We start from the raw sequence: 26,713 nt of genomic DNA on the forward strand, positions 1-26,713 counted from the left end.
ACCTGGGACGAGAGCGGCGACCCTGAAGGTCCGTGAAGGCCTCCTTCACTACCCTCAGGGTAGGCAAGGAGGCCTTCACGGACACATGATCAGCCGCAGCCAGATCCAGTAGGTATCCAAGACGCTCTCGGCCCTGACCCGAACCGCCACTCACGAGGCCGGAAGCGCTTCGAGCGTCGCCTTCATCGCCGGCACCAACTCGTCGCCCATCCTTTCGAACTCCCGCTTGAGGAACGGGTCCGCGAGTTTGGCCAGGCCGTGGAACTCGATGGTGGCGTGGTAGCTGACGGTCGTCGCGCCGTCTTCCTCGGAGATCGTCAGATCGTCGGTGGACGTCGCGGTCTTGTTGCTGCCGACGAACACGATCCGGTCCGGCTCCAGCCGCTCGAGGCGATAGGTCAGCTCGGTCTTCTTGCCGCGGAACTCGGACACGTTGTGCCATTGCGCTCCGACGGCGATCGGGCCGGTGTCGATACGGGTGCAGGACACGGTGCCGGGGTCCCACGACTCGGCGTGCGCGAAGTCCCGCAGGTAGCCGACGACGGTCTGGGCGGGGGTTCGGACGGTGATCGTCCGGTGCACGTGGACCATCACGACAACGGTACGCAGGAGAACCTGGACCCGCAGCGTGGCTGCGCGTGAAGGCCCCCGTCCCCCGAGGGAAAGGGGCCTTCACGCGCTGATGGGCTTACTTCTTCCAGACGATCGGGTCGTCCTTGTACCCGTCACCATCGTTGAACTCCGCGCCGCCGACCTCTCCGCCGTCCCTGATGGCCTGGAGCTCACAGGTCTCGTAGGTCGCGCCGGCGGTCTTGAAGTCCTTCTTCGCCGACTCGGACTGGCAGTTCGGGGTCTCGCCGGTGATGATCACGCCGGTGCTCTTGTTGTTCGGCCCGACCGCGCGCAGGCGCACCGTGCTGTAGGTGAGGTCCGTGCCGCCGACGTTCTCCACCGACATCCGGATGTACACCGGCGTCATGCCCTTGGCCTTCTCACCGTAGGAGGCGAGGTCTTCCTTCGGGCCAAGCTCGATCGCCTTGACGGTGATCGCGATGGTGCCGGACTTGTCGTTGCCGTACTTGAACGGGACGACGGCGCGCTCGCCGACCTTGAGTTCGCTGCCGGGCGCGGTGGCGTCCGCGTTCGAGACCGGGACCGTGCCGCTGGTCGCGGGCGAGGACGCCGCGGCCGACGTCGGCGCGGGCGACGGGGCGGGAGCGGGGCTGCCCCCCTCCTCTTTGCCGCCGCAGGCGGAAAGCAGCAGCGCGGCGGCGCAGCCGGCGGCGGACAGGGCGATACGGTCGAACTTCATGGATCTCCTCGGACTCCCCGCCGAAATCCTGCTCCGGCGTTCTCGCCACGCACCGTAGTCGATGAGGGAGTAAGTCGGTGTGGGCCATTCGCACCACGAATGATCACGAATCGGTTACGCTGTTCGGCTCAATGGGGAGGTGTTCACTTCTTCCAGGTGACGGGGTCGTCCTTGTAGCCGTCGCCGTCGACGAACGACACGCCGCCGACCTCGCCCCCGTCCTTGACGCCTTCGGTGTCGCAGGTCTCGTAGATCGCGCCCGGCGTGGTGAACGTCGCCGGCGCCGTCTCGCCGTTGCAGGCCGCGGTGCCGCCGGCCATGATCACCTTGGTGCCCTTGCCGTTCGCGTCGACCGCGCGCACCGACACCGAAGTGTCGGCGAGGTCCGTGCCGCCGACGTTCTCGATCACCATCCGGACGTACACCGGAAGCGATCCCTCGCCCTTGTCCTCGAACTTGGCGAGATCCTCCTTGGGGCCGATCTCGACCGACTTGACGGTGATCGCGATCGTGCCCGACTTGCCCGCGTCGCTGAACGAGACGACGGCGCGTTCGCCGACCTTGAGCTCGCTGCCGGGCGCCATGGTGCCGTCGGCCCTGACGGTCTTCCCGCCCTCCTCGCCGCAGGCGGAAAGCAGCAGCGCGGCGGCGCAGCCGGTGGCGATCAAGGCGGTACGGGCGGACTTCATGGTTCTCCTCGGACTCCCGCCGAACCTGTACCGGCGTGCTCGTCACGCACCGTAGCCGCAACCGGAGGCGGTGCCTGTGGTCCGTTCGCACCACGACCGATCACAAATCGCTTACGCCGATCAACCCGTCTTGGATCGCCCGCGCGACGAGCGCTGCCTTGGTCGGGGCCTCCCTGCCGATCTGGGCGTACTTGACCCGGATCCGCTCGAGATGCGAGTTGACCGTGTTCGGCGAGATCCCCAGCCGGTGCGCGACGAAATCCTTCGACTCGGACTGGAACCACTCGATGAGCACCTCTGTCTCGCGCGCGGAGAGGGCGGGACGCCGCTCCGAGCGGTCGCCGGCCATCGCGCCCGCCAGCGACGGCGGCGTGTACGTCCGGTCGGCCGCCGCCGCGCGCACGGCTTCGACGATGTGTTCCGCGCCTTCGGACTTGGTGAGATAGCTGAGCGCGCCGAGTTCGAGACACTGCAAGACCGTCTCGTCGTCGGCCCGCATCGAGTAGACGACGACGCGACGGCCCGCCTCGGTGAGCCGCCGCAGATCGCCCATCGCCGGGGTGGTGCTGTTCAGGTGCAGGTCGAGGATGACGACGTCGGCCTTCGCGCCCTCGCCGATCCACGCGGCCCGTACGTCTTCGCCCTCGGCCACCACGGTGACCGGTGGGGTACCGCAGGACAGCCAGTGCACGACCCCGGCCCGCACGGCCGGATGATCGTCGACGACCACCGCGGTCAGTTCGGTCGCGAACGCCATTTCGCCTCCATCCACGATCGTTCTCCCAGTGCGTGCCATTCGACGTCGACGGGGCCCGATCCGTTCGCCATCGGGCCGGATTCACCGTCCGTGATCGCGGCGACGCGGATTTCGTCGTCGGTGCGCAGGACGCTGACCCTGGCCCGCGTCCGGGCGGCGGCCAGCGCGGTCATCAGCGGACCGGTCAGATCGCGGCGGATCGAGGTCGGGACAGGCGCCGCTTCGCCGCTGACCGCCAGCGTCACGGTCAAGCCCCGCCGCTCGGCGAGATCGACGCAGGCCGAGACCTCGTGCAGCAGCGGGTCGGGCACGTCGTCGCTCTCCGCGAACAGCCGCCGCAGTTGCGTGGCGGCGAGCGCGCAACGCCGCCGGACCGCGTCGTCACGCGGGTCCAGGGTGCGGTCGGCCAGTCCGGCCAGCAGCGGCAGGGTGGCGCCGAGCTGCCCGGCGAACCGGCTCCGCTGGTCAGCCTCGCGTTCCTCCGCGAGCGCTTTGCGGTGGGCCTGCCGGTCGCGTTCGGCCGAAGCCTCCGCGGCTTCGCCAGCCCGCCGGTTGACGACCCTGATCAGCGCCAGCGTCGCGGCCTGGAAGGCGAGCACGCTGAGCCCGGCGATCACGACACTGCCGATCTCGCCACGATCGGTGGGCGCGGCGCCGATCTGCCGGACGAAGGTGAGCGTCATCTGGAGGACGAGCGCGGTCATCGCGACCGCGGGGCGGTCCAGCAGCAGCACCAGCAGATGCCAGCCCGCGAGACCGGACGCCCAGTCCTCGTCACCGAGGAGCCGGTCTGGGGGCAGGGTCCAGATGGCGACCGCTGAGGCGGCGAGGACCACGATCGCCCCCGCGAGCGCGACCGGCAAGGGGACCGGCTTCCAGCGCAGCACCCACCACGCCGCGACGACGAGTACGCCGGCGAGCGCGGCGAACGCGACCCGGCCAGGGGTGTCGTCCAGCCGGGTCAGGCTGAGCCCGAGCTGGATCGCCGCCGTCGCGAGCAGTACCGCGATCCGGCAGCCGCCGAGCACCCGGTCCGCGGTCTCATTCATGCGGCCACACCAGTTCCACCGTGGTCCCGGCCCCGGGCGAGGAGGTCACCTCGGCCCGGCCACCCGCCGTGGCCATGCGTTCGACGAGCGAGCCCCGGACGCCTCGCCGCTGGGCCGGGGTCTTCGCCGGGTCGAAACCGCGGCCTTCGTCCCGGATGGTCACGCGCACCCCGTCTTCCACCGTGAGGCGGGCCTCGCCGACACCGGCGTGGCGCTCGACGTTCGCCAGCGCCTCGCGCACGGCACGGACCAGCGCGAGCGCCGCCGACGCCGGGATCGGCGCGACCGGAGACCAGCGCGTCTCGACCTTCACCGGGCTTTGCGCGAGCACACCGCGCAACGAGGTTTCGAGGTCGACGACGCTGCCGGGCCCGGATTCGCCGGTGAGGATCGCGAGATCGCGGCGGGCGTATCCGGCGACCTCGGACGGCTCCGTCGTTTCGCCGCGCTGGGCCACCGTGAGAAAGGTGGCCGCGGCCGTGTCGTGCAGGACGGCCAGATACTCGCGTTCCTGCAGCCGTCGTTGCACGGCAAGGGATTCCTCCCGGGTCAGCCGGGCCTGGCGCTCGCGCAGATCGTCGATCCGGCGGGTGGTCCGCGACAGCAGGAGGAAGGCGACCCTGGCGAGGGTGGCCTCGATCAGCACTCGCACCACCACCGACAGGCCGTCCTCGAAGCCGAGAGGCACCACTTCGATCGCCAGCAGGCAGGCGATGGCGGGCACGGTGACCTTCGGCGGCCATTCCCACTGGAGGGTGATCGCGGTGATGGTGAGGACGTTGAGCGCCCACTGGTTCAGCTCGGCCGCTTCGGGCGCGGTCAGGAACTGGGTGCCGCAGATCGCCGCGGCGCGCACCAGCGTCAGCGCGAACGCCACCGGCCTGCCCCGGCCCGTCTTCCCCACGAGGTGCTCGGCCACGGCGGTGACCATGGCCAGCGCGAGCAGGCCGAAGGCGAGCGGGAGCGCCCCGGACGGCGTGGCGAGTGCCCCGAAAACACTGATCACCAGCAGCCCGGCGCCCCTGGCCGGCCCGGCGAACCGGCCGACCACCCGCGAGAACTCCGCTTCGACGGAGGTCTCACGATCGGACGGCACGGCAGCAGTCAAGCAGATGCCTTGAGCGTGCGCAGGTCCAGTACCTGCCAGGTCAGGGATTCGTTCCCGCCCTCCGACCACCAGACGAACGGCCCTCGCGCCAGGACCGTGCCGAACTCCGCCGCCAGGTCGGCCATCCGGCCGGTGGCGGTGTCGTAGAGGGCGAGCACGCCGCGGTCGTCGTCGACCACCACCGCGTACCGGTCGAGCACGACGACGTCGCCGAACGCGGGCCGGATCCCCTTCCCGCCGACCCGTCTTCGCTCGGACCCGTCGGGTCTCATGAGGTCGAGCCGCGCGGTCCCGCTCTGGCGCAGTACCTGGACCCGGCACCAGGACGGTGTGCAGTCGACCAGTTCGACGCTCTGCCCGTCGACCTTCGTGACGCGGCCGTCGCGGAGGTCCACGAGTTCCGACGGTCCCGCCTGCTCGACCGCCGCCGCCGTCGCGAAGGGCCATGCGGTGAGCGAGTACCGGCCGGGCAGCGGAGCCCGGGTCACCGGACCGCCGGACAACGCCACCGTCCGCACCTCGGTGGCGTCGCCCCGCACGGCCGCCCAGCCGGCCTTGCCGTCGTGCACGACGAGGTCGTACTGGGAGTCCAGGAGCACGACCCGCCCGGTGTCGGCGGTGACGGGAACCGGGTCCTCACCGTGTGGCCCGGCCCGCCACAGCGTCCCCGTCCCGGTGATGTCGGACAGTTCCAGCCACACCAGAGCCTCCGGGGACACGGCGAGGACGAACCGGGGCGAGCCCGACGGCGGGACTTCGCGGAGCACGCGATCTCCCACCATGAGCCGGACGACGTCGTTCGCCCGCGTCACCCCGGCGGAGATGCCGGAATCGAGGAACGCCAGCGGGGTGTAGGGAGCACCGGTGACGGCGTTCGCGGTGATCCGGGCGTCCGGCCAGACGTCGGTGAGCGCGGGGACGGCGGGAACCTCGGCCTCGGGAGCGGGCCCGGGCAGGACCACCACGACGACGGCCGCCAGCGCGGCGAGTGCCAGACCCGTGAGGGTGCAGTCGCGCGGGATCACCGCACCACCGCGGGGGAGGAAGCACCGGCGCGGAGGAGCGCGGGCGCTCCGGTGCCGTCGGCGGGTACCGCGTAGATCGCCTTGTCCCGGCCGTAGGCGACGGTCCGGTCGTCGAGCCACTGCGGCTGGTCGTCCAGATGCGCGGGGTCGGCGAGCGGGACATCGCGGCCGTCGGCGAGGCCGAGCACGTGCAGCCGCCACCGGTCGCCGTCACGGAACTTGTAGGCGACGCGGGTGCCGTCCGGGGAGAGCGACGGGCATTCGACATTGCGCCGCAAGGAAGTCAGTGTCCTGGTACGCAGGTCGCCGCGAACCAGCCAGGTGCCACCCGCGGACCTGGCGGTGGCGTAGAACGTCAGATCGTCTCTGGCGAAGGTCACACCCCAGTAGTTCAGGTCCGCGGCCGGGTACGGCTTTCCGTCCACGGTGAGCGCGAAGTCCTCCAGTGAGCCGTAGTGGTTCCCTGTCGCCAGGTCGAAGATCCCGGCGGTGGTGGAGAACGTGCCCACCCCGCCCAGATAGGAGTCACCGGAGCGGAACACCGTCCAGCCCACCAGCCGCCCGGAGGGGGAGACCCGGACTCGGGACGGCAGTCCCCATTCCGAGATCAGCCGGTGTTCGGCTCCGGGTTTCGTGACGACCAGCTCGGCCTGGTCCGGTAGCGCCGTCGCGCGCAGGCACGCCATGGTCCCCGCGGCGACGTCCACCCGCTGACAGGAGGGGCCGACACGGTCGTCCTGCCGGACCCGGCCCGACTCGTCCACGTACAGCAGGCCGCCGCGCGCGAGGTCCAGCTGCTGCTCCGCCGCCGCGTCGCCGGTGCGAAGCCCGACGAAGACCGCCCCGGCCACCACGATCAGCACGACCGCCGCGACGCCCACCCAGGTCCGCTTCATTTGATCCTCGTTCCGGCCACTACCGACACCAGCAGCACCACGGCGAACACCGCGAACGCGGGCCGCAGCGCCGTTCCGGCCGCGAGCGCGCCGAACAGGACCGCCCCCGTCGCCCTGGCCAGTGCTTGTCCTGTTTGGACGATCGCGAGACCGGTGGCCCGCAAAGGCTCCGGTACCAGCGGTGCCGCGTGCGCCATCAGGACGCCGTCCGTGCACGCGTAGAACACGCCGTGTGCCGCCAGGACGACCGCCGCGACGAGCCATCCGCTCGCCGAAGCGGCCAGGACGACGTACGCGGCGAGCAGGACGACGTGGCCGGCGAGGAACACCTTCCAGCGGCCGAGCCGGTCCGCGAGCCGTCCGACCGGGGACGCCAAGGTCATGAAGGTCAACGCCGTCGCCAAGGGCAGCAAGGGAAGCGCCCCGGGTGGCAGTCCGGCGGATCGCTGCACGCCGACGAACAGGAACATGTCGCCGACCGTGCAGACCCCGAGAAGCGCCGCGGCCAGGCAGGTGCCGCGGAGCCCTGGCTGCCGCAGCAGGGCGAAACCCGCTCGCAGCCGTACGCGCGACCGTTCGACCGTCCCGGCGGGGGCACGGACGAACACGGCCAGCACGATCACCGCGATCACGGCGAGGCAGAAGCTCACCCCGAACACCGCCGGGTAGTCGCCGACGAGCACGGTCAGCAGGCCGAACGCGACGATCGGCCCGAGCAGCGCGCCCGCCGTGTCCATCGCCCGATGGACGCCGAACGCGCGGCCAAGGCCGTCCGCGGGGGAGGCGAGGGTGATCATCGCGTCCCGCGGCGCGGTGCGGATGCCCTTGCCCGCGCGATCGGCCCCGATCACCAGGCCGATCGCGCCGAGCGAGGACCCGGCCGCGGGGAAGGCGAGTTTGGTCGCCGCCGAAAGGCCGTAGCCCACCAGGGCCACGGCCTTCGGACGGCCGAGGCGGTCGGCGACGAAGCCGCCCGCAAGCCGCAGGAGCGCCGTCGCGCCTGTGTAGAGCCCGTCGATCGCACCCAGCTGCAGGTAACCGACGCCGAGCCCGTACACGAGATAGAGCGGCAGCACGGCGGTGACCATTTCGGCGGACACGTCCGTGATCAGGCTGACCACGCCCAGACCGATGACGGTGCCCGACACCGCGTGCTTGGCGCGGCCTCCCGGCCGGGCCGGGTCAGCGGAGCGGATCGTGGAGAGGTACATGTCCGCCTTCCCGGGCTACGCGGTGACGCGCACGTCGTCGACCGCGGACTCCCACAGCGACGCGGTACTCGCGTCGGCCGCCTCGACCAGCAGGCGCACACTGCGCCCGGCGAAGGACGACAGGTCGGCCGTCGCGGTCTGCCACACGCCCGCGACTTCGGTCGCGGAGCCGAGTTTCTCGAACACCGTCGTCGGCGTGGTGCCGTCGAGCACGCGGATGCGCAGATAGTCGGCGGAGGTGGCGTTGTCGCCGTGCGCGAAGGTGTAGGAGAACGTCAGCTTCCCGCCCGCCGGCACGGTGAACGACGGCGAGGCCATCGACGAACCGCCGCCGTCGAGGTCGTTGGCGCCGTACGCCGATCCGGCCAGCCGCCCGGTGACCAGGCAGTTCGCGCCGCTGGTCGTGTCGCCGCGCTGCTTGATCTGGTTGCTGTACGTCGACGTGGTCTGCTCCGGATCGCCCCGTTCCCACTTGCCCGAGGTGGCGGTGTCCGCGCCGGCCGCGTTGAGCTGCCAGCCCTTGTCGGTCTCGAAGTCGTCCGCGAACGCCTCACCGCCTGCCGGACCGACGCTCACCGAGACCTTCGCGGTCTGGGTCGTGGAGCCCGATGACCCGGTGACCGTGGCGGTCGCCGAGCCGGTCGCGGTATCCGACGCGGTCAAGGTCAGCGTCGCCGTCGCGCTGCCGTTGGCGGGCGGGGTGACCGACGACGGCGAGATCGTGCCGGTCACTCCCGAGGGCAGGCCCGAAACCGAAAGCACGGTCGCGGAGCTGAAGCCTCCGGTGCTGCCGACGTTCACCGTCACCGAGGCCGTCCCGCCCGGTTCCACCGACACCGACGACGGGCTGGTGCCGACGGAGAAGGCGGGGGAGGAGACGCCCTTCTTGCATTTGCCGGTCGCGGTGTCGGTGAAGGTGCGGCCCGATACCGGCACGAAGTCGCTGCGGTAGTCCGTCGCGCTCAGCGTCAGCTTCCCGACGCCGAAGGTGTTGGTGTTGCCCGCTTCCTGCACGGCGGCGGACGACTGGTCGAAGTTGTAGTAACCTCGGCCGCCGGTACCGATCAGCAACTCGCGGACGCCGTTCACGTCGTCGCGGGTACCGTCCGGCCGCGAGGGCGCGTACCGCTGGTAGTTGTGGTCGTGGCCGACGACGATCAGGTCCGCCTTCGCGTTGTAGAGCGCCTGGAAGAACGGCCTCACCGACGTGTCGTCCCCGTGGGAGCCGCGGCTGAACCGCGGATGGTGGAAGAACGCGGCCGTGCACGGTTTGGTGCTCGCCGCCAGATCGTTCTTCAGCCAGGTCTCCTGCGCGGAGCCGGTGCTCCGGGTGATGTTGGAGTTGAGCGCGACGAAATGCCAATCGCCGACGTCGAAGCTGTAGTAGCCCTTGCCTCTTTCACCGGCGCGCGTGCCGAAATAGTCGAAGTAGCCCGAGGCGCCGGAGGTGTTGTACTCGTGGTTGCCCGGCGTCGGATAGGTGATGGATTTGAACTGTCCGTAGTAGGGGTCATAAGTGTTCTTGTATTCGGACAGCGTGCCCGAGTTGTACGCGTTGTCCCCGGCCAGAATGAGCGCCTGCGGGTTCATGTTCTTGATCAGCGGGGCGGTCTGGTTGCACGAAGACCCGCAGACGTCGCCGACCGCCGCGACGGTCGTGGTCGCCGAGGCGAGAGGCCGGTCTCCGGCTTGGTAGGCGTCGATGGCGAAGCGGCTGGCGGGGTCGGACAGCGCCGCCGCGACTCGCACACAGTCGCCTTCGAACGCGCGGGTGTGGAACGCCTTGCCAGGCCAGTTCCGCGCGGTGAGCGTGAACGCGCCCGCGCGGCTGCCGGTGAGCGTCACCGAGTCCTCGCCGCGCAGCGAAAGTTCCGTGAACCGGACTCGCAGCCACTGCGCGCCGGGTGTGCAGACGGACCGGGTGGCCATGGTGGACGCGCCGGCACCGGAGACCGAAGCGGCGCCGGCGGTGACCCCGGCCTCGGTCAGTTGTGGAACCTGATCGGCCACTTCGGGCGCGGCGGGTGGCGCGGCTCCGCCCGCTTGGGGTTGCGCGGCGACCAGGAAGGCCCCGGCCGCCAGCGTGGCGGTTGCGACGGCCAGCGTACGGCGGCGCCATCGTCTTGTGCTTGAGCGCATGGGAAATCATCCTCTTCGATCATCGGCGGGAGGACGTGCGAGTCGTCGGCGATTCGGGGATTCTTCCGACGATTCCGACCCTAATCACGGCCGGAGGAGGGTCAACGAAAAGTCGCCGGGACGCTGGATAACTCTGAACGGGCCCGGTTCACCCGACGAAAGTCGGGCGTTCCGGACGGTACGCTGCGCCTTCATGACGAGTCTCGCTCCGGCGGAATTCGGTGCCGCACTGCGCACCGCGATCGAACGCAGCGGGCTGAGCCTCAGCGAGATCAGCCGCCGATTGCGCGCGCAGGACACGCCGGTCAGCATCAGTGCGCTGAGCTATTGGCAGAATGGCGAAAACCGGCCGGAACGGGCCAGTTCCCTCGCCGCGGTGACCGCGCTGGAGACCATTCTCGGCCAACCGCCGGAAACGCTGACCGGGTTGCTCGGCCCGCGGCGCCCCCGCGGCCGCGGGACGAGCCGCACCGGCGACGCCCTGCCCTACGACCAGGTGTGGCGGCGGCCGGAGGAAGTGGTGCGCGCACTGGCCAAAATGGACGCGACGCCGGACGAACTCGATACACCGCACCGGATTTCGCAGAACGTGTGCTACCGCGTCGACGGGCACGGGCACCAGGAATCGATCCGGGTCCGGCGGCTCGTCCGCGCCGATCACGACGGCACCTCGCGGTTCGTGTTCGTGAGCCGGTGTTCCAGTATCACGCAGCCGCCCGTGGTGCTGTTCACCGAAGGCTGCCGTCCGGCGCGGTTCCGCGCGGACGTCCCGTCGTCCACCTGCGTCTTCGAATTCGCGCTCGACCGGGCCTTGGCCGCGGGCGAACTGGCCTCTGTGGAGTTCGGGGTCCGGTTTCCGCCGGGACAGACCAACCGGCACGCGCAGATCGCGCTCTACCGGCCCGCGCGGGACATCGTCGTGCAGCTCGCGTTCGACCCCGGACGGCTGCCGAAACGCTGCACCGCGTTCTTCCAGCCTCGCAGCGGGCTGCCACGCGAGGAGCGCGGCGAGGCGAGATTCGACAGGGCGACCAGTACTTTCCAGTTCATCACCCTCGACCCGCTCCCCGGCCAGTACGGGATCCAATGGAGCTGGGCCTGACTATTCGTAAGGACGTTCGGGCGCGGCCACCGGTACGACGTTTTCGACCGTCAGGAACGGGATGCGTTCGCCGTTGACGGCGTCCACCACGGATCCCGGCCGGAACGTGCCGGTGACCTCGATCCAGGTGTCGGGCGCGCTCGGGACCTGGCCGTCCAGCACGACCTTCACCGGGCGGCCGTCCGCTGCGCAGCACGTCAGGATCATCCGGACGAGCAGTGACGCGCCGTCCGGGCCGGTGGCGGTGAAACCGGTGAGCACGACCCTTCTCGCACCGAGGGACCGGCCCTCGTCGAACACCGCGCGGGAGGCGTAGTCCAGGACGGTCACCTTCACCGGGTCGCCGTCGGGCAGTGCCGGATATTCGTCGGATCGGCTCAGCGCAGTGCCCGCGTTGCCCGCCGCGTAGCTGCCGAGCGGCTGCGGGGCGACCAACAGCAACGCGAGAACCGGAAGAGGGAGCAGCCAGGCCACTTTCGGATGACGATGGCGGTTCGTCGCCGCCAGCACCAGGACCAGGAGACCGGACGCGAGCAGGAACGGCCACAGCCCTTCCTTGACATAACGCAGGTATTGGCCGGTCAAGCAGACCTTGACCACGGCCGCGCCCAGCAGGAGCAGCACGACGGTCGCGGCGGTCCGGTTCACCAGAGCACCGTCCCGGTCACGACCCCGCAACCGAGCGCGACCACGAACGTGGCGGGCGCGAACCGGGCGGCGAACCGCCTGCCGAAGGTGCCGGCCTGCATGGCGAACAGCTTCAGGTCGACCATCGGCCCGACCACGAGGAACGCCAGGCGGGCGGTGAGGGAGAACTGGCTCAGCGAGGCGGCGACGAAGGCGTCCGCTTCGCTGCAGATCGACAACAGGACCGCCAGCAGGGACAGCGCGAGGACACCGAGCACCGGATGGTCCGCGACGGTCTGGAGCCAGCGGCCGGGGATCAGGACGTTGAGCGTCGCGGCCGCCATGGCACCGATGACCAGGAATCCGCCCGCATGCACCAGGTCGTGGCCTGCCGCGCCGGCGAACGCCGGCCAGCGCGGGCCGTCGTGGGCGTGCGCGGGCAGCTTGATCCACTCCGTCCGGCCGAGGCCGAGCCACAGCCAGCCCATCACGACCGAGGCGGCGAGCCCGGCCGCCGCCCTGGCGAAGACCATCGACGGCTCATCCGGGAACGCGATCGCCGTGGCGGCCAGCACGACCGGATTGAGGGCGGGGGCGGCGAGCAGGAACGCCAGCGCCGCCGCCGGGGTGACCCCCTTGCGCACCAAGGCGCCGGCGACCGGGACCGAACCGCATTCGCAACCCGGCAGCACCATTCCGGTCGCCGCGGCCGCCGGAACCGCGAGAACCGGACGTTTCGGAAGGGCTTTCGCGAAGAATTCCCGCGGCACGAAGACCGCGATCGCGGCGGAAAGGGTCACCCCGAAGACGAGGAAAGGAACAGCCTGGAGCACGATCGAAACGAAGACCGTCGTCCAGGTCTGCACGATCGGCGTGCCGAGGACGTCGTCGAGCGGGCCTCGGACCAGCAGGACGAGAACGAGAAGGCCCGCGAGCACTTCCACCGAACCGGCGCGCCTGCCCACTCCGGTGTCCGTCATGTGGCGAACCTCCCATCGTCCGGCAAGACTCTAGGGATTTCGCGTTCCACCTGGAATTCCCTTGTCTGGACAACGCTGGACGTCCACGAATGGGTGGGTTACCCGCCTCGCCCGGTCGGGGGTATTTCCGCATTCCGATTGTGTTCGCACGGTCGATGGGCACAAGAATCGCCGCATGCGTGCAAGGCGATTCGCCTCTCTTTCTGCCGGTGCCGCCGCCGCGGTGTGCGTGGCGGCGCTCGTGGTCACCGACGGCGCGGTCGCCGCCCCTTTACCGGGCGGTCTGGGACCGTGCGTCGGGCCGGCCTGTCCCGATGTGTACCCACCGGTGAACAACGAGGATTACGCGGGCCGGGACGACGGCATCAATGTCTATGTCGGCGGCGAATTCCAGGTACGGGAAGCCGCCGCGGAAGCCGAAGGGCGGGTCGTCGTCCTCGGTGATTTCGACATGGCGAAACGAGCGGGCGCGTCCTCCGTCTACAACGTCGGCATCGCCGGTGTCGGTTCGCGTGTCCCGCCATCGGACGGCGCCGACTTCCTGACCACCGGCGGGAACGTCAGTGTCGCGGCGGACCAGCGGCTGCTCGCCGACGGCGGCGTCGTCCGGCACGCGGGAACCGTCACCGGGACGGTGACCGGCAAGCTCGAAAAGGACCCCGACGCGGCGAAACCCTATCTGGGCCTGCGCGAGGAACTCCGAGTGGCGAGCAAGTGCTACGCACGGGAAGGCACCACGCCGCGTCCGGCCACGGGCACGGCGGTCAACCAGGGATACCGCACCCTGTTCACCGGGGACGGGAAATCCGCGCTGCAGGTGTTCACCGTGGACTTCGACCTGACCGGCGCCACCGGTGGCATGCAGGGGATCGAGTTCGAGGGCATCCCGGCCGGGGCGACGATTCTGGTCAACATGGTGGGAGCCGCCCGGACGATCAACACCTACACCGGCGACCTCAACGACCAGGATCCGCTGAACAAGCTGCGCGAGCGGCTGCTGTGGAACTTCCCGGACGCGACCGGAGTGAAGATCGCCGGAGGCGCCCAGTTTCAGGGGAGTGTGCTGATCGGTGAGCCGGGGAGCACCGCGACCGTCACCGCCTCCGGGATGAACGGCCGTTTCTTCACCACGGGCTCGCTGGTGCACACCTCCGAGGCGACCGGCGGTGGCGGGCAGGAGTTCCACGCCTACCCGTTCAACGGCGACCTGCCCGAATGCGGCAGCACGCCGACCACGACGCCCAGCACCTCCACGTCTTCTTCTTCGTCGTCGAGCAGTTCGCCGACGAGCAGCAGCTCGACCACCACGAGCAGCAGCACCACCACGACCAGTAGCTCGACACCGACCAGCTCGACACCGACCAGCTCGACACCGACGAGCGCCACGTCGACCAGCCCGACTTCGGTGACTTCGACGTCGACGGCGCCCACCTCGACGACGCCGACCTCGACCACGACCACGTCGTCGAGCCCGACGAGCACCAGCTCGACATCGAGCAGTTCCTCCAGCAGCGCGACGTCGTCGAGCCCGACGAGCAGCAGCTCCAGGCCGTCGTCGAGCTTGAGCAGCACCGCGCCGACCACCACCACCAGCACTTCGACCACGACCCCGGGCCCCGGCGTCACGCTGACCACCACGCCCGGGCAGCCGGGCGGGACCGCGCCGGGCGGCGGGCCATCCGACGGCGGCCCGCTGGCCTCGACCGGCAGCGAGGTCCGGGGCCTGCTGGTCTCCGGCCTGTTCCTGCTGCTCGTCGGTGGCGCGCTGGTGGCACTCACGATCCGGTCGAGGCGCCGCGAGTCCTAGCCGAGGGCGGTGTCGATGACGTCGCGGCGGTCCGCCAGCAGGGCCTCCGCGGCGGTCCGGCCCGTCGCGGCCAGATAGGCGTCGACGAGCCGGTTGCCGGCCGCGTACCCGGCGCCGGTCGGCAGGCCGACGGGTGTGGCGCCGTAACGGGCGGCGGTCTCGTCGCCGTGCACCCACGCCGTGAAGTTCCGCATGCCGGTGATCTCCAGCCCGGAGACGACCTTCGCGAACACGGCGTCGTCGTGCAGATGCGGCACACCGATGCGGGCGTAGCCGAGTTCGTCGCCGTACAGCTGGCGGGCGAACGCGTCGGCCAGGCCTTCGGACACGATCTGCTCGCCGACGGTGACCGTCGCCGGGTCCCAGATCACCCCGCCGGGGCTGTAGCGCAGGTTGTGGTTCAACTCGTGGACGGCCGTGGCTTCCAGCCGCGCCAGGTTCTCCGGATACGGCCAGAAGTTGAGGTGGATGTAGCCGGGCACACTCCCGTTCGCCGTCATCCCCAGATTCGGGCCCATGAAGTGCTCGTCGCCGGGATCACCCAGCACGGTGAGGACGGTGACGTCGGGGACCGTCAGTCCGGGCGTCGCGGCGAGCTGAGCGGTGACGGCGTCGTCGAGCGCCCGCTGGATCCGGTTCCAGGCGTCCGCCTCGTGGAGTGCTTCGAGTGCCTCCAGGCAGCGTTCCTCGTCGCGGTCGAGCGGGAACCCGGAACCCATCGCGTGCATCGCGACGAGATCCACGTCGCCGGGGAAGTAGCGGTACATCCCGGCGGCGGGCTCGACCATCGCCTTGAGCATCGCGGCGCGGTCCGCCCGCGGCGCGCGCAGGATCGCTCGCATCGCGGGGTAGGTGTCGAGAACGGTGATCGTCATGGGAGCGACGGTAAAGGCTCCAGTGGGTGGAGACTCAAGTCCTCGTGGGCGGCCAGGACGGCTCACGAGGGGATGAGGCAAACACGGCGTGTCGCGAAAGCCACAGCAACGTCGATCGGGGCGGCCTGCCCGCGCGGCACCGCCGGCGGCTCCCTGCCGGTCGAGTTCCCGCGGGATTCGAGGTCGGCGGACCCGGAGCCCGGACCAGGGAGAATCCCGGATGCCGGGACCGCCGCCCGCTTCTAGCGTCGTGATCATGATCCGACGGATACTCCTGACGGTGCTCGCCGGCGCGGCGGTCTTGCTCGTGCCTTGGACCGTCTACCTCGCGCAAACCCTGCCCGACCGGTACGACACCGGCCAGTGGCGCGCGGCCTGGGTCGGATTCGACGTCGCACTTCTGCTCTGCTTCGCGGCCGGCGCGTGGCTGGGGACGCGCCGCCGCCGGGCGGCCGTGCCACTGCTGTCGGCCACGGCCGCGATGTTGTGCTGCGACGCGTGGTTCGACGTCATGCTCGGCTGGACGTCGGCCGAACGGTGGACCAGTGTCGCGCTCGCCGTCTTCGTCGAGATCCCGGTCGCCGTGGTGCTGGCCTTCACCGCGCGCCGGTTGTTGAGCGACGCGCTGCCGCGGCGATCGGTCACCTTGCGGGACATCGCGATGCGGGAGGACCCGCGATACCAGCGGGTGACGCGTGAGCTTCCCGGCGACACGCGGACGGTCGCGCGCCGGACGGGGCTGGAGCGCGCCGAAGTCACCGAATGCCTGAACACTCTGCGGGACAACGGTTTCGTCCGCCGTCACCGGAAAGGGAACTGGATCGCGATCCCGCAAGACCTACGAGAGCCGAAGCCGGAGGACTACGACGGCGCGGATAGGGAACGGGTCGCGGCCTTCCTCGACGCGAAGTACGCGAACGAGGTCGCCCTGCTGTCCTGGGCCGCGGCGCATCGCGAGGAGTTCGGCCCCTGGGCGACGGCCCAACGGACCTCGACGAGGCTGACCGAGGAGGAGTTCCGTGAGCTGGACGCGGAGTACCGCGAACTGATCACGCGGTACTGCCTACGCCGTCGTCGTCCGGTGGAGGGGGAGAAGGAACTTTCCGTGCGCTTCTACGCTTTTCCGCAGCCACTCACGACCCACGCAAGCTAAGGGTGCCGCCAGGCCAGGAACGTCTCCAGGGTGGTCAACCGGTGTTCGCGCACGGCCAGTTCGATCTCCCCGGCCGGCGCGTTCCGATCGAACAGGTCGAGGATCTTCCGGTGCTCCTGCACGGATTCGTGCGCGCGGCCGGGGACGAAGCTGAACGTCGACGTGCGCAGCCCGGCCAACCGGTTCCAGCCGCGGTTCACCAGATCGAGTACCTGCGGATTGGGGCAGGTGCCGAACAGGACGCGGTGGAAGTCGCGGTTCAGCGCCGTGAATCGTGACGGCTCGAAGTTGTCCAGGCAGGCGGTCAGTTCCGCGTTGAGTGCCTTGGCCTCGTCGAGCGCCTCGCCGGGCAAGGACGGCGCCGCGAGCGCGGCGGCGTAGCCCTCGACCAGCGCGAGCGTCTGCATGGTGTGCTGGTAGTCGCTCTCGTCCGCCATCGCGACCTGCGCGCCGACGTTGTGCTCGTAGGTCACCAGGCCCTCGGCCTCCAGCCGCCGGACAGCCTCGCGCACGGGCACGGTGCTGACCCCGAGTTCCTGCGCGATCTGCCCGAACACGAGGCGGTAACCGGGGGAGAAGGTGCCGTCGTCGATCCTCGCCTTGATCCAGTGGTAGGCGATCTGCGACTTGCTCATCGTGGTCGAGTTGACCGCGTCGCCCGTGGTCACGAGTAGTGCAGCCAGACGGATTTGATCTCGGTGTACGCGTCGATCGCCCACGGCCCCATCTCGCGGCCCCAGCCGGAAGCCTTGTAGCCGCCCCAAGGTGCCGCCATGTCGGGGATCGACGGCATGTTGACGAACACGGCGCCCGCCCGGATACCGTTGGCGAACCGCTGCGCGACGCCCAGATCGCGGGTCCACACGGTCGCCGCGAGCCCGTATTCGGTGTCGTTCGCCCGTGCGAGCAGTTCGTCCGGATCGTCGTAGGCGGTGACGGCGAGGACCGGGCCGAAGATCTCCTCACGCATGATCGTCATGTCGTCGGCGACACCGGCGAACAACGTGGGAGAGTAGAAGTAGCCGTCGCGGTCGACGGGCTTGCCGCCGGTGACCAGTTCCGCACCCTGCTCGTTCCCGGTCGAGACGAGGAAGTCCACATGCTCACGGTGCTTCGCGGACACGAGCGGGCCGAGCTGGGTGGATTCGTCCAGCCCCGGACCGATCTTGAGGTCTTCGAGCCCGGCGGCCAGCTTCGTGACGAACTCCTGTTCGCGTTTGCGGTCCACGAAGAACCGGGTGTACGCGGCGCAGACCTGCCCGCTGTTCAGCGTCGCGCCCGCGAGGTTGCCCGCGACGGCGGCGTCGATGTCCGCGTCGTCGGCGATGATGCTGGGTGCCTTGCCGCCGAGTTCGAGGGTGAGGCGCTTGAGGTTCGACTCCGCGCTCGCCGCCGTGATCAGTTTCCCGACCGCGGTGGACCCGGTGTAGGACAGGTGGTCGACGTCGTCGTGCCTGCTCAGGAGCGCGCCCACCGCGCCGTCACCGGTGACCAGGTTGACCACCCCCGGCGGGAACCCGGCCTCGTGCACGAGCTCCACCAGGCGGATGCTGGTCAGCGGGGTGACCTCACTGGGCTTGATCACCACGGTGTTGCCGGTGGCCAGTGCGGGCGCGAGCTTCCACACCAGGATCATCAGCGGGAAGTTCCACGGCGTGATCAGCGCGTTCACCCCGACCGGCTCGCGGCGGGTGTAGTGCAGCGTGTCCGGGAAGGACACCGGGTTGGTGGTGCCCTGGATCTTGGTCACCCAGCCCGCGAAGTACCTGAGGTGCTCCGCCGCGCCGGTGACGCTGACCTGGCGTGAGATGCCGATCGGCTGGCCCTGGTCGCGTGTCTCGAGCGCGGCCAGCTCCTCGTGGTGCTCGTCGACCAGCGACGCCAGCTTGAACAGCAGCGCCGCGCGTTGAACCGGCAGCAGTCCCGCCCATGCGGGGTCGTTCAATGCCTTCCGTGCGGCACCGACGGCGGCGTCGACGTCGGCGGCCGACGCGGTGCCGACCTCCTCGATCACCTGGCCGGTGGCCGGATCGTACGTCGGCAGCGACCCGCCTCCCGCGGCGGTCCACTGTCCGTCGATGAACAGGCGTGTGGCCATGGCTAGCTCCTCCTCGACCGGTGTGTGATCGAGTATCGGGCGCCACGAGGTCTCCGGTCTTGCCCGCCAGGGCATGCCGATTGTCTGCCAGCGAAACGAATCCGCCGGACGTCGTCGCGCCTTGCGAGGGTGGGGACATGGACGTCATCGTGGTGGGAGCGGGTTCGGCCGGTTCGGTGGTCGCCAGGAGACTGGCCGATTCCGGGGCGTGGGTCACCCTGCTCGAAGCGGGCGGGCCGGACACCAATCCGGCCATTCACGACCCTTCGCGGGCCGGAGAGCTGTGGCACGGCCCGGAGGACTGGGACTACTACACCGTCCCGCAGCCGCACGCGGCGAACCGGCGGCTGCACCTGCCACGCGGCAAGGTGCTCGGCGGGTCGCATTCGCTCAACGCGATGATCTGGGTGCGCGGCGCCCCGGCCGACTACGACGGCTGGGACCTGCCGGGCTGGCGGTGGGACGACGTGCGCCCGGTGTTCGAGCGGATCGAGAAGGATCTGCTCGACGTCGTACCGAACGAGCCGTTGCATCCGATCCAGCAGTCCATTGTGGACGCGGCGGTGCAGGTCGGCCTGCCGTTCAATCCGGATTACAACGGCGACGAGCTCGACGGCGTGTCGGTGCAACGCGTCACCACGCGCGATGGCGAACGGCTCAACACCTGGCTCGCCTACGGCCGGCCCGCGGCCGAGCGGATGACCGTCCACACGGGAGCGCTCGTGCACCGGTTGCTCATCGAGGGCGACAAGGTGACCGGCGTGCTCGCCGAGGTCGACGGCGAACTGCGCAAGGTCTTCGCCGACGAGGTCGTGCTCGCCGCCGGCGCGCTGGCGTCCCCGGCGATCCTGCTGCGCAGTGGGATCGGCCCGGTCGACGAGCTGGAGGTGCACGGTATCGACGTCGTCGCGGACCTGCCGGGCGTCGGGAAGAACCTGCACGACCATCTGCTCTCGCCGGTCATCTTCGCGACCGATCGCCGTCAGGTCGATCCGCCCGCGCCCGGCCGCTCGGTCACGCAGACCCATCTGTTCTGGCGCAGCCGCCCTGGTCTGGAGGTGCCCGACACCCAGCCGATCCACTTCAGCGTGCCGATGTACGAGTCGTGGATGACCGGTCCGGAGACCGGGTTCTCGCTGATGGCGGGCATGGTCACGCCACGCAGCCGGGGCAGTCTCCGGCTTTCGGGGCCGAGCCCGCTCGACGAGCCGCTGATCGACCTGGCCGCGCTGGAGGATCCGGCCGACTTCGAGAGCCTGGTCGCGTCGGTCGAGCAGTGCCGGGAGATCGGCCACGCGTCCGCGCTGGCCGACGACTGGGGCGCCCGCGAGCTGTACCCGGGGCCGGACACCGATGTCCGCGAGTACGTCCGGCGGACCGCGATCACCTACCACCACCAGGTCGGGACCTGCCGGATGGGCACCGACGCCGACTCCGTGGTCGACCCGGAGCTCGCCGTGCACGGGATCCGCGGGCTCCGGATCGCCGACGCGTCGGTGCTGCCCCGGGTGACCACGGGCAACACCAACGCGCCGGCGGTGCTGGTCGGCGAGCAGGCCGCCCGGTTCATGCTCGGCCGATAGTGCGGCGCAGCCAGGAGGCCCGGGCGGCTAGCGCGGCCCGGGTCACCTCGCTGTCCGGGGCGATCCGGTCGAAGCCGTGGTACGCGCCCGCCCAGACATGCAGTTCGGTGGGCACGCCCGCCTGCCAGAGCCGCCGCGCGTACCCGACGTCCTCGTCGCGGAAGATCTCGGCCGCGCCGACCTCGATGAAGGCGGGCGGGAGACCGGTGAGATCGGTCGCCGTGGCCGGAACGGCGTATGGCGACGTCTGTCCATTCAGGAGGGATCGCCAGCCGAACTCGTTGGCCGCCCGGCCCCACACCCCGCGTTCGGCGAATTCCACTGTGGACGCCGAATCGTTGCGGCTGTCGATCATCGGGCACAGCAGGAGCTGACCGGCGAGCGCAGGTCCACCGCGATCCCTGGCGAGCAAGGCGATACCCGCGCTGAGCCCGCCTCCGGCGCTGCCGCCGCCCACGATCAGCCGTCCCGGGTCGAAGCCGAGTTCGCCCGCGTGCTCGACCATCCACGTCAAGCCCGCGTAGCAGTCTTCGATCGGCGCCGGATGCGGATGTTCGGGAGCGAGCCGGTAGTCCACGGTCACCGCGACGAAGCCGAACTCCTCGACCAGCGAGACCATTCTGGGCAGGTCGGCGAACCGGTCGTCCAGCACCATCCCGCCGCCGTGGATGTTGTAGAACCCCGGCGCGTCCTTGGCGTCCCTCGGCTTGACGACCGTGACGACCACGGCGGTGCCGGGGACCCGCCGGTCCTCCCAGACGAGATCCCGGTCGCCGATCGCCTCGGCGCAACTCAGGTTCCCGTCGGCCATCACCCGCCGGATCTCCGCCAGCGATTCGGCGCCCAGTGGCGGTCCGGAAGGCAGCCCGCTCAGGGCTTCGGCGAGTTCGGGATCGAAGGCCGTCACGGTCCCTCCGGATCGACGACGCCCCGGTCGGCCCAATACGGCTCGACGAGTTCGCGGAGCTGCTCCGCGCCCACGCGCTCGACGAGGTCGACGGCGCCCAGGTTGTCCTTGAGCTGCTGGGTGCTCGTCGCGCCGAAGAGCGTGGTCGTGTTGGCCGGATGGGTGAGGGTGAACGCGAGACACAGCTGAGCGGGTGTCGCGTCCAGCCCGGCCGCGATCTTCGCCAGTTCCGGGGCGGAGGCGGCGATGCGCTCGCGGATGTCGCCGGGGTCGCGGCCGACCTGGCGCGCTCCGCTGTTCTTGCCCAGCAGGATCCCGCCTTCGAAGATATCCGACGACTGGAGCGTGACCCCGATTTCGCCGAAGACCTTCTTGAAGGGATCACCGTCCGGAATGGACCGTCGTGCGACGCTGTACTTCAGCTGCGCGATCGCGGGACCGGGCACGTTCTCGGCCGCGGCGAAATCGTGCAGGGCCTGGATCGTGCCGGCGGACCAGTTGTTGACGCCCCACTGCCGGATGAGCCCGGCCTCGCGGAGCTCGTTCAGATCCAGCACCAACCGGTGCAGATCGGTGTCGTCGCGACGGAGATCGCCCAGCACCACCAGATCGGCGTGCTCGACGCCCGCGCGGAACAGCGCGTTGTCCAGCTGGCCACGGAGGTTGTGCTCCGGATAGCCCTCCAGCCAGAGCTTGGCCGAGAACAGGTAGTCCTCCCGGCGGATCCCGGCCGCGCGGACCATGGCGGAGAACAGCACGTCGGTGAAAACCGGTGCGGCGCCGGGGAAACCGTAGACACCGACGTCGAAGAGCGTGATCCCGGAATCGACCGCGGTGCGGACCAGGTTGACCGCCTCGCGAAAGTCCATCCGGTCGTAGGTGTGCCAGGAACCGAGCGAGAGCACGCCGGTGAGCGGGCCGTCGCGGCCGATCCGGCGCTGGGGGATGACGGACATGGGTTCTCCTAGGGCTGGGGTGGCGGAGCTGGGGTGTGTTCGGGAAACCGGCGTACGCGTGAACCCGCCCCGGCCGAAGGCCCCGCCCTGCCGACGTCGATCGCGGTCGCGGGTTCACGGGCGGAAATCACGGCAGGCGGGGGTCGATGACGGCTTTGAGTTCACCGAGCCGCGACATCGACTCGACACTCTGCGAAGCTTGGGAAAGACCGACGGGCGCGCTGAAGAGTTCGTCCCACGGCAGCCGATCGGCGAACGTGCGGAAGAAGTCCACCGAGCCGTGGTAGTCGGCGATGTCGCCGTTGAGCGACCCGACGACCGTGAGTTCTTTGCCCATCACAGTGCCCAGCGCCACGGGAGAGGGCGCGGGACCGGTGGAGCCGACGATCGCGATGGTCCCGCGCTGGGCGGCGAAGGCGACGGCCTCTTCGCCGATGGTCGGCCCGCCGGCGAAGTCGAAGACGTGGTCGGCGCCCCGGCCGCCGGTGAGTTCCTTGACTCGCTCGACGCGGTCTTCGGCGCTGCCGTCGACCGGGATCGTCGCTGTGGCCCCGAAACGCTCGGCGATCTTCAGCCGATCGGCGGGACCGCCGATGGTGATCACGTCGCCCGCGCCGGAGATCCGCGCGACCGCGGTGGCGAACACGCCCAGTGCGCCCGCGCCCTGGACCACGACGGTCGCCCCCGGACGGATCCCGCCCGATCGCGAGACGGCTCGCAGCACGGTTTTGCCCGCGCAGCCCGACATCGAGGCCCAAGTGTCCTTGACGTCGCCGGGCAGGAGAAGCTTCGCCGCGCCGGGAGTCACGTAGCAGTACCGCACGAGCCCGCCGGTGGCGTACGGGAAGACGTCGGAACGCTGGAGGAACCCGTATCCGCGTCTATCGCACGCGACCGGTTCACGCAAGATCGTGCAGCCGTAACACTTTCCACAGGTCGACTCGGACCAGCCGATGCGGTCGCCCTCGGTGATCTCGCGGCCGAGCGTGTCGGTGGTCCCCGGTCCGACGGCCACCACCTCGCCGACCATTTCGTGGCCCAGCACCATCGGGAGCATGCCGGGGAAGGTCATCTGGCCGGACCAGAGGTGCACGTCGGTGCCGCACAGGGTGGTGCAGGTGATCCGGACCAGCGCGGCGCCCGGTTCCGGCTCCCCGGGCAGCGGTAGTTCCCGCAAGGTGAGCGCGGAGCCGTGTTCGGTGAGCACCGCCGCTTCGGTTCTGTTGACCATCTTTTTAGTCTACAGTCGTAGGGGAAAAAGTCCAGATCCTGGAGGAAACCATGCCGTCGCACCGTATTCGTCCCGCTTCACTCGTGGTTCGCGGCGGTCCTGTGCTCACCTTCGACCCGGCCGGCACCGTCGTGCGGGCGATGGCCGTGCGTGACGACCGGATCGTCGCCCTCGGCGATGTCGCGCTGGACCACATCGGCCCGGAGACCGAGGTGATCGACCTGGCGGGGAGAACGGTCCTCCCCGGTATCAACGATTCCCATCTGCATGCGACCTGGCTCGGTGCGCGGTGGCCGGACACGCTCATCGGCGGCGCCGGATTCGCTGGTGGAGAAGAGAAAACGGTGCGTTCCGCGGTCGAACGGCGAGCCGCCATCCTGCGTGCGGGTGACCTGTGCGCGTCGCTGGGCATCACGAGCTACACCGAACCCGGCCTGGGGCCCGGCGAGACCGGGTGTTTCAGCGCCGAGGTGCTGGAGGAGTACGCGACGCTGGCCGATGACGGGCTCCTGCGCGCGAGGGTGACCGCGCTGAGGTTGTTCGGACTGCTCGACGGCGCCAGTTCGCTGGCGAACTTCCGGCGCGGGCTGGCGGTTCCGGCGCCGGCCGCGAATCCGTTGTGGCTCAACGTGCCCGGCGTGAAGATCTTCGCCGACGGAATTCCGCCGATGCGCTCCGCGTGGACGCGCCACTGCTACGCCGACGGTTCACACGGAGCGCTGCTCGTCGACGGCGACGACGATCCTGGCCGTGCGGGCAATCTGACCGCGATGATCCGTCTCGCCCACGACGCCGGGATGACGGTGGCCGTGCACGCCACGGGGGACCGCAGCATCGAGGCCGCGCTCGGCTCGCTTCGCCGTGGCGACCACCTGGTGCACGGCGATCTGGTGACGGTGGATCAGCTCGCGCGAATGGCTTCGGCGGGCGTCGGCCTGACCACGCAGCCCGCTATCGCGGTGGCCATGCGGGGAATGCTGACGGACGCACTCGGTGCCGAGGTCGGTGCTCGTGCCTGGCCATTGGCGGAAATGCTGGCCTCGGGGGTCCCGCTGACCTTGAGCAGCGACGCGCCGGTGGTGACCCCCGATTGGCGGGTGCACATCGCGGCGGCCGCCCGGATGCTGGAAGCGTCCGAAGTGGACGCCGGGCTGATGGCCCGGTTACTGCGCTGCTACACGGTCGCGGCCGCCGAGCAGGACGGTGCGGCGGATTGGAAGGGATCGCTGACCGTGGGCCGCGTCGCGGACTTCTGTGTGCTGGAGGCGAACCCGCTTGAGGTCGGATTCGCGGACCTGCCGGACGTCGGTGTCGAACTCACCGTGTCCGGCGGCCGCGTCGTGTACTCAGGTGAGCAGCTGCCCGCCGTCGACCTGGAGGCTCACCCCGGTGAGATGGCCGGCGTCGGCGGAGGCGAGGAACAGGACTGACGGCACCACGTCGGCGACGGAAGCGATGGTTCCCAGGGGAATCCTCGCTTCCCATGCCGCGCGGGCAGCGGTGTCCGAAGCGAACCCGGCGGTCATCGGAGTGAGTACCGGGCCGGGCGCGACGGCGTTGACGCGGATGCCGTGCGGTGCCAGTTCGAGCGCGGCCGAGCGGGTGAGGGCCTCGACGGCTGCCTTGGTGGCCTCGTAGTGGCCGAGTCCCGGGGTCGGCTGCCGGGCGCCGATGGAGGTGATGTTCACGATGGCGCCCCGGGTACCCGCTTCCAGCATGTGCGCGCCGACCGCGCGCGTCATCAGGAAGGTGCCGCGGAAGTTCACCCGCATGCAGAGGTCGAAGACGCCGATGTCCAAGCCCACCAACGGCCCGCCGCCCCCGGCGAGGCCGGCGTTGTTGACCAGGACCTCCACCGGGCCGAACCGATCGGTGACCAGCGCCAGCGCGGCGTCGACCGATCCGGGGTCGGAGATGTCGAGTTCGACGTGCTCCGCGCCGAGTTCTCCGGCCAGGTCGTGCGCGGCGCGGACATCGACGTCGGCGATGACCACGCGGTCACCCGCGGACTGGAAGGCTTCGGCGACTCCGCGGCCGATGCCACTGGCACCGCCGGTCACCACAACAAGTCTCTTGTTCATTCTACAATCGTAGACTAAAACTGGTTTCCGTTACCAGCGAAAGGAAATCTCGTGGACGAGAAGCAGAACGGACTCGGCTTCGCCACTTCGGCGCTGAGCCTGGGATCCTGGAACACCTGGGACCGCATGGATTTCGACGACGCGGTGCGCCTGCTCCGGTACGCGATCGACTCCGGGATCACGCTCTTCGACGTGGCTCACTACAACATGGGGCCGCATTCCGAGCAATCGCGCACGGACCTCCTCTTCGGCGAGGCCGTCCGTGCCGCCGGTATCAAGCGCGACGAGTATCAGCTGTGCGGGAAACTCTGGCTCTGGGACTACCCGAACACCGGTTTCGCCGAGCAGCTCGCGACCTCGTTCGACCGTGTCGGCGTCGAGCGTGCGGAGGCCGTCGTGGTCGGCGACTATTTCGAGCGCCCGGACATCCCGCGGATCGTCACCGAGGTGGCCGAACAGATCCGGCTCGGCCGCTTCGACGTCTGGGGCGTGAACAACTGGCAGGCCGCGGACCTCGACCGGGCACTGGACTTCGCTTCCCGCGAAGGGCTTCCGGCACCGCGGTTCGCTCAGCTGAAGTACAGCGTCGTGCGGCGTTCGATGGCGGAAGGTCCTTTCTACGGCGCGCATTTCGAGGCGGGACGGTTGACGTTGCAGGCGTCCGACGTGTTCGAGGGTGGCGTGCTGCTCGGCAAGACTCCGTCGCGGAAGATCGGCGCCGACCCGGGCGGGATCCGCGAGTCGATCCGTGCCGCCGCCACGCGCGTCGCCGCTGTTGCCGGGGACTTCGGGGTGAGTCCTTCGCAGCTGGCTCTCGCGTTCTGCCTCGCGTACACGCCGGTGGCGAACGTGCTGTTCGGCGTGAGCCGGATGGCTCAGCTGGAGGACAACCTGGGCGCTGTCGCGCTGGCTGCTTCCCGGGGTGCTGAGGTGCGGGCGGCCCTGGAGGATCTCTGGCTGGACCGCTCGGTCGCCGCCGATGGGACCTTCTGAACGCCTATCGCGGCTGCGATGAAGGACGCTTTCATGGCAAAATTTGCTATGAAAGCGTCCTTCATCGCAGCAGTGAGAGCACCGGACCCGAACCTCGGTGGCGTGAGCCGGGCGAGAGCGCCATGAAAGGTCCT

Annotated in this window: 25 protein-coding genes; 6 read left to right on the forward strand and 19 right to left on the reverse strand. The window is 69.9% G+C overall.

Annotated elements, in window-relative coordinates; genetic code table 11:
• Positions 1–150 precede the first annotated feature (150 nt).
• From AC0685_RS40720 to AC0685_RS40765, 10 genes are all read right to left on the reverse strand, one after another.
• Entirely contained in the window at positions 151–591 is a 441-nt protein-coding gene (locus tag AC0685_RS40720) for an SRPBCC family protein (protein ID WP_478230381.1), read from the reverse strand.
• A 97-nt stretch (positions 592–688) separates the two neighbouring features.
• Entirely contained in the window at positions 689–1,312 is a 624-nt protein-coding gene (locus AC0685_RS40725; protein WP_478230382.1) for a hypothetical protein, read from the reverse strand.
• A gap of 143 nt (positions 1,313–1,455) precedes the next feature.
• The gene (locus AC0685_RS40730; protein WP_478230383.1) at positions 1,456–2,001 is read right to left on the reverse strand and encodes a hypothetical protein; all 546 of its coding nucleotides are present in this window, start codon (positions 1,999–2,001) and stop codon (positions 1,456–1,458) included.
• A 100-nt stretch (positions 2,002–2,101) separates the two neighbouring features.
• A complete protein-coding gene (locus AC0685_RS40735; protein WP_478230384.1) occupies positions 2,102–2,758 on the reverse strand; it encodes a response regulator in 657 nt (218 codons plus the stop codon).
• On the reverse strand, positions 2,737–3,807 hold the full coding sequence (locus AC0685_RS40740) for a histidine kinase (protein WP_478230385.1): 1,071 nt from the start codon (positions 3,805–3,807) through the stop codon (positions 2,737–2,739). The genes AC0685_RS40735 and AC0685_RS40740 overlap by 22 nt, the downstream gene beginning before the upstream one ends.
• Complete coding sequence (locus AC0685_RS40745; RefSeq protein ID WP_478230386.1) at positions 3,800–4,903, reverse strand: sensor histidine kinase; 1,104 nt, start codon at positions 4,901–4,903, stop codon at positions 3,800–3,802. The genes AC0685_RS40740 and AC0685_RS40745 overlap by 8 nt, the downstream gene beginning before the upstream one ends.
• Positions 4,904–4,911: 8 nt before the next feature.
• On the reverse strand, positions 4,912–5,940 hold the full coding sequence (locus tag AC0685_RS40750) for a hypothetical protein (RefSeq protein WP_478230387.1): 1,029 nt from the start codon (positions 5,938–5,940) through the stop codon (positions 4,912–4,914).
• Positions 5,937–6,836, reverse strand: a complete 900-nt coding sequence (locus tag AC0685_RS40755) for a TolB family protein (RefSeq protein ID WP_478230388.1) — start codon at positions 6,834–6,836, stop codon at positions 5,937–5,939. Before AC0685_RS40755 ends, AC0685_RS40750 begins: the two co-directional genes overlap by 4 nt.
• A complete protein-coding gene (locus AC0685_RS40760) occupies positions 6,833–8,047 on the reverse strand; it encodes an MFS transporter (protein ID WP_478230389.1) in 1,215 nt (404 codons plus the stop codon). The genes AC0685_RS40755 and AC0685_RS40760 overlap by 4 nt, the downstream gene beginning before the upstream one ends.
• Positions 8,048–8,062: 15 nt before the next feature.
• Entirely contained in the window at positions 8,063–10,186 is a 2,124-nt protein-coding gene (locus AC0685_RS40765; RefSeq protein WP_478230390.1) for a metallophosphoesterase, read from the reverse strand.
• A gap of 193 nt (positions 10,187–10,379) precedes the next feature.
• Between AC0685_RS40765 and AC0685_RS40770 the strand changes: the two genes are divergently transcribed.
• A complete protein-coding gene (locus tag AC0685_RS40770; protein WP_478230391.1) occupies positions 10,380–11,288 on the forward strand; it encodes a helix-turn-helix domain-containing protein in 909 nt (302 codons plus the stop codon).
• On the opposite strand, the gene AC0685_RS40775 is transcribed toward AC0685_RS40770, so the two are convergent.
• Together AC0685_RS40775 and AC0685_RS40780 are read right to left on the reverse strand one after the other, a co-directional pair.
• On the reverse strand, positions 11,289–11,936 hold the full coding sequence (locus tag AC0685_RS40775; protein ID WP_478230392.1) for a TIGR03943 family putative permease subunit: 648 nt from the start codon (positions 11,934–11,936) through the stop codon (positions 11,289–11,291).
• Positions 11,933–12,895, reverse strand: a complete 963-nt coding sequence (locus AC0685_RS40780; RefSeq protein WP_478230393.1) for a permease — start codon at positions 12,893–12,895, stop codon at positions 11,933–11,935. Before AC0685_RS40780 ends, AC0685_RS40775 begins: the two co-directional genes overlap by 4 nt.
• 175 nt (positions 12,896–13,070) lie before the next feature.
• Here AC0685_RS40780 and AC0685_RS40785 point away from each other — a divergent pair, with 175 nt between their 5' ends.
• Positions 13,071–14,702: a choice-of-anchor A family protein gene (locus AC0685_RS40785; protein WP_478230394.1), complete on the forward strand. Its 1,632-nt coding sequence runs from the start codon at positions 13,071–13,073 to the stop codon at positions 14,700–14,702.
• On the opposite strand, the gene AC0685_RS40790 is transcribed toward AC0685_RS40785, so the two are convergent.
• Positions 14,699–15,577 carry a DUF2268 domain-containing putative Zn-dependent protease gene (locus AC0685_RS40790; RefSeq protein WP_478230395.1) on the reverse strand — a complete coding sequence of 293 codons (879 nt, stop codon included), beginning with the start codon at positions 15,575–15,577 and terminating at the stop codon, positions 14,699–14,701. The genes AC0685_RS40785 and AC0685_RS40790 overlap by 4 nt on opposite strands.
• A gap of 256 nt (positions 15,578–15,833) precedes the next feature.
• On the opposite strand from AC0685_RS40790, the gene AC0685_RS40795 reads away from it, so the two are divergent.
• Entirely contained in the window at positions 15,834–16,730 is an 897-nt protein-coding gene (locus AC0685_RS40795; RefSeq protein WP_478230396.1) for a hypothetical protein, read from the forward strand.
• Here AC0685_RS40795 and AC0685_RS40800 read toward each other — a convergent pair.
• A complete protein-coding gene (locus tag AC0685_RS40800; RefSeq protein ID WP_478230397.1) occupies positions 16,727–17,398 on the reverse strand; it encodes a GntR family transcriptional regulator in 672 nt (223 codons plus the stop codon). The genes AC0685_RS40795 and AC0685_RS40800 overlap by 4 nt on opposite strands.
• Complete coding sequence (locus tag AC0685_RS40805) at positions 17,395–18,828, reverse strand: aldehyde dehydrogenase family protein (RefSeq protein WP_478230398.1); 1,434 nt, start codon at positions 18,826–18,828, stop codon at positions 17,395–17,397. The genes AC0685_RS40800 and AC0685_RS40805 overlap by 4 nt, the downstream gene beginning before the upstream one ends.
• A gap of 137 nt (positions 18,829–18,965) precedes the next feature.
• Between AC0685_RS40805 and AC0685_RS40810 the strand changes: the two genes are divergently transcribed.
• The gene (locus AC0685_RS40810) at positions 18,966–20,411 is read left to right on the forward strand and encodes a GMC family oxidoreductase (protein WP_478230399.1); all 1,446 of its coding nucleotides are present in this window, start codon (positions 18,966–18,968) and stop codon (positions 20,409–20,411) included.
• Here the strand turns inward: AC0685_RS40810 and AC0685_RS40815 are convergent.
• From AC0685_RS40815 to AC0685_RS40825, 3 genes are all read right to left on the reverse strand, one after another.
• Positions 20,395–21,318, reverse strand: coding sequence for an alpha/beta hydrolase (locus AC0685_RS40815; protein WP_478230400.1), 924 nt, complete (start codon positions 21,316–21,318; stop codon positions 20,395–20,397). The genes AC0685_RS40810 and AC0685_RS40815 overlap by 17 nt on opposite strands.
• Positions 21,315–22,274: an aldo/keto reductase gene (locus AC0685_RS40820; RefSeq protein ID WP_478230401.1), complete on the reverse strand. Its 960-nt coding sequence runs from the start codon at positions 22,272–22,274 to the stop codon at positions 21,315–21,317. The genes AC0685_RS40815 and AC0685_RS40820 overlap by 4 nt, the downstream gene beginning before the upstream one ends.
• 127 nt (positions 22,275–22,401) lie before the next feature.
• Entirely contained in the window at positions 22,402–23,505 is a 1,104-nt protein-coding gene (locus AC0685_RS40825; protein WP_478230402.1) for a zinc-binding dehydrogenase, read from the reverse strand.
• Positions 23,506–23,555: 50 nt separating this feature from the next.
• On the opposite strand from AC0685_RS40825, the gene AC0685_RS40830 reads away from it, so the two are divergent.
• The gene (locus AC0685_RS40830) at positions 23,556–24,935 is read left to right on the forward strand and encodes an amidohydrolase (protein ID WP_478230403.1); all 1,380 of its coding nucleotides are present in this window, start codon (positions 23,556–23,558) and stop codon (positions 24,933–24,935) included.
• On the opposite strand, the gene AC0685_RS40835 is transcribed toward AC0685_RS40830, so the two are convergent.
• Entirely contained in the window at positions 24,852–25,568 is a 717-nt protein-coding gene (locus tag AC0685_RS40835) for an SDR family NAD(P)-dependent oxidoreductase (protein WP_125678827.1), read from the reverse strand. The two genes, AC0685_RS40830 and AC0685_RS40835, sit on opposite strands and share 84 nt — an antisense overlap.
• Positions 25,569–25,637: 69 nt before the next feature.
• On the opposite strand from AC0685_RS40835, the gene AC0685_RS40840 reads away from it, so the two are divergent.
• Positions 25,638–26,579 carry an aldo/keto reductase gene (locus AC0685_RS40840; protein ID WP_478230404.1) on the forward strand — a complete coding sequence of 314 codons (942 nt, stop codon included), beginning with the start codon at positions 25,638–25,640 and terminating at the stop codon, positions 26,577–26,579.
• Positions 26,580–26,713 lie beyond the last annotated feature (134 nt).

The sequence above is a fragment of the Amycolatopsis sp. NPDC043889 genome (assembly GCF_056435645.1).